Source organism: Pseudoalteromonas prydzensis, from assembly GCF_011050055.1.
Lineage (GTDB): Bacteria > Pseudomonadota > Gammaproteobacteria > Enterobacterales > Alteromonadaceae > Pseudoalteromonas > Pseudoalteromonas prydzensis_A.
In genome coordinates this window covers 1-2578 of the sequence record NZ_DRGM01000078.1, presented here as the reverse complement: position 1 = coordinate 2578, position 2578 = coordinate 1, and the positions used below count along the sequence as shown (strand labels likewise).

The following is a 2578-nucleotide window of genomic DNA, read 5'->3' as shown; positions in this document are numbered from 1 at the left end:
TGGTGAACAAATAGCACTAACTGATGTTAGCTTTGAGCTGATGCCTCAGCAAAAAGTAGCGATTGTCGGTAGAAGCGGCAGCGGTAAAACCACGCTTGTAAATTTACTTACTGGTTTATGGCCTTTGCAACAAGGGAGCATCACTCTAAACAATCAAAATAGTGTTGTTAATTTACATTCATTAAATAGCGATATACGCGCAAACGTTATAAATATACTCGCTCAGCAGCATCATATTTTTGATGGCACACTCAGTGAAAATTTGCGTTATGCCGCGCCGAGTGCCACTAAAGAGCAAATGATTGAAGCGCTAACGTTAGCGCAATTAAGCCCATGGTTTAATGAACTAAAAGAAGGCATGAAAACACGATTAGGCACTGGCGGACGTAACGTATCGCAAGGCCAATCTAGGCGTATAGCCATTGCGCAAGCATTACTTAAAAACCCTGCTATTTTAGTCCTTGATGAACCAACAGAAGGTCTTGATAATCAATCTAAGCAAGGGGTAATGCAAGCAATCATGCATGTTATGAATAACGCGAGTGTGCTCACAATTACGCACGATCCCGCTCTACTTGCTCAAATGGATAATGTTGTATGGTTAGAAGACGGTAAAGTAGTGGCTCAAGGCTCTCACAAAGAGCTCAGTAGCGCTTATCCAGATTATGTGGCACTAACTACCCGGTTTTAATACCTTTACTGATACATCAATAACGCCGACTTTAGGGTCGGCTATTTTTTTAAACATGCTTTTTGATAAATCAATAATACGACCTCGCACATACGGGCCTCTGTCATTTATTCTTACTGTGACTGATTTATTATTAGCTAGGTTGGTAACAATTACTTTAGTACCAAAATCGAATTCTAAATGGGCTGCCGTTGCAGCTTGTTGGCTAAAGCGCTCTCCGTTGGCAGTTGTTCTCCCGTGGTATTTATCAGCATAAAAAGATGCTTTCCCAACTTGTGTGATTTCCCCAGTAGATGATTTAACAATAGGCTGGCTACTACAAGCGGCTAAAGCTGAAGTAATAAAAAGAGTGACAACTAACTTAGGTAAACGCATAGGATGACTTTTATTATACAAATTAGATGCATACTAACTTGAGTTCGCTGAGTATTAACTGAATTGGGTCTAAACCATGGGCAATAAAAAAACCACCTTCGATTTATCATCTAGGGTGGTTTTTTTAATGCTTATAGCAAAACTCGCGAATTATCTTACGATACCGCGCTCTGAGCTTTTAACAAAGTCGACCATCAATTTCACAGCAGGATACTTTGCGGCATCCTCACTAAGCGACTCAATAGCTTCTTCAGCACCTAAGCTTTTACGATAAAATGCTTTGTATGCGCGGCGTACAGCCATAATTTCATCACTTTCGAAACCACGACGCTTCATGCCTTCTTTATTGATAGCTGCAGGACCTGCAGGCATACCAATGGTAGTAACAAATGGTGGTACATCTTTGTTAACACCTGAATACATACCAATAAAGGCATGCGCACCAATTTTACAAAACTGATGAACACCCGAATTACCACCAAGGATAACCCAGTCACCAACATGTACATGGCCGGCTACACTTGCATTGTTAGCAAAAATTACGTTATCGCCAATTACCGCGTCATGTGCAACGTGGGTATAAGCCATAAACAAATTATTACTACCAATTTTAGTAACGCCTTGGTCTTGAATCGTTCCACGGTGAATTGTGGCACATTCACGGATAACGTTGTTATCACCCATGATCAATGTAGTTGGCTCGTTATTGTATTTTTTGTCTTGGCAGGCTTCGCCTACAGACGCAAATTGAAAAATATGATTGCCAGAGCCAATAGTTGACGGCCCTTTAACAACAACGTGAGACTCAATAATACAGTTATCACCGATAACAACATCATTGCCAATATAACTATACGGACCAACTGAGACATTGTTGCCTAGTTTAGCGCCAGGTTCGATTATTGCTGTAGAATGGATCACTATTAAAACTCTCTTCTAGCACACATAATTTCGGCACTACATACTACTTTGCCGTCGACTTTTGCTTCTGCAGAAAACTTCCAAATGTTGCGACGTTCTTTTAAAAACTCAACATGAAGATGCATTGTATCGCCTGGTATTACAGGTTGCTTAAAGCGCGCATTATCAACAGCTGCAAACAAATAAAGCTCATTTTCGCTGCGATTTTCAACCGTTTTAAAACCCAATAAACCCGTTGCTTGTGCCATCGCTTCTAAAATTAACACACCCGGAAAGATGGGCTGGTTTGGAAAGTGCCCAGTGAAAATAGGTTCGTTTATAGAAACATTTTTAATAGCATGTAAAGATTTACCTGGAGTAAAATCGATAACACGATCAATTAGTAGCATCGGGTAACGATGCGGTAATAAAGCTAAAATTTCTTGAATATCAAGGCTATTTAATTCGTTTGCCAAAATAGCATCCTTATTAGTGTTCAATATTATGACTTAGCCAATGCTTCAAGCGCTTTAAGACGAGACTTCATATCTGAAAGGTTACGCAAGTGAGCAATAGTTTTACGCCATTCTTTGTTTGTTGTATGGGGCATAC

At 40.0% G+C, this 2578-nt stretch carries 4 protein-coding genes and 1 pseudogene; 1 reads left to right on the top strand and 4 read right to left on the bottom strand.

The window, feature by feature from the left end; translation table 11 throughout:
- A partial coding sequence (locus ENH88_RS07205) for an amino acid ABC transporter ATP-binding/permease protein (RefSeq protein WP_304181186.1) occupies nucleotides 1-691 on the top strand: 691 nt, incomplete at its 5' end.
- Here ENH88_RS07205 and ENH88_RS07200 read toward each other — a convergent pair.
- From ENH88_RS07200 to ENH88_RS07185, 4 genes and pseudogenes are all read right to left on the bottom strand, one after another.
- On the bottom strand, nucleotides 674-1066 hold the full coding sequence (locus tag ENH88_RS07200) for a septal ring lytic transglycosylase RlpA family protein (RefSeq protein ID WP_182780454.1): 393 nt from the start codon (nucleotides 1064-1066) through the stop codon (nucleotides 674-676). The two genes, ENH88_RS07205 and ENH88_RS07200, sit on opposite strands and share 18 nt — an antisense overlap.
- A 150-nt stretch (nucleotides 1067-1216) precedes the next feature.
- Nucleotides 1217-1987 carry an acyl-ACP--UDP-N-acetylglucosamine O-acyltransferase gene (gene lpxA / locus ENH88_RS07195; protein ID WP_182674384.1) on the bottom strand — a complete coding sequence of 257 codons (771 nt, stop codon included), beginning with the start codon at nucleotides 1985-1987 and terminating at the stop codon, nucleotides 1217-1219.
- Between the two features lie 2 nt (nucleotides 1988-1989).
- Entirely contained in the window at nucleotides 1990-2442 is a 453-nt protein-coding gene (gene fabZ / locus ENH88_RS07190; RefSeq protein ID WP_024599065.1) for a 3-hydroxyacyl-ACP dehydratase FabZ, read from the bottom strand.
- 26 nt (nucleotides 2443-2468) lie between these two features.
- A pseudogene (locus ENH88_RS07185) lies at nucleotides 2469-2578 on the bottom strand (UDP-3-O-(3-hydroxymyristoyl)glucosamine N-acyltransferase); the annotation flags it as partial.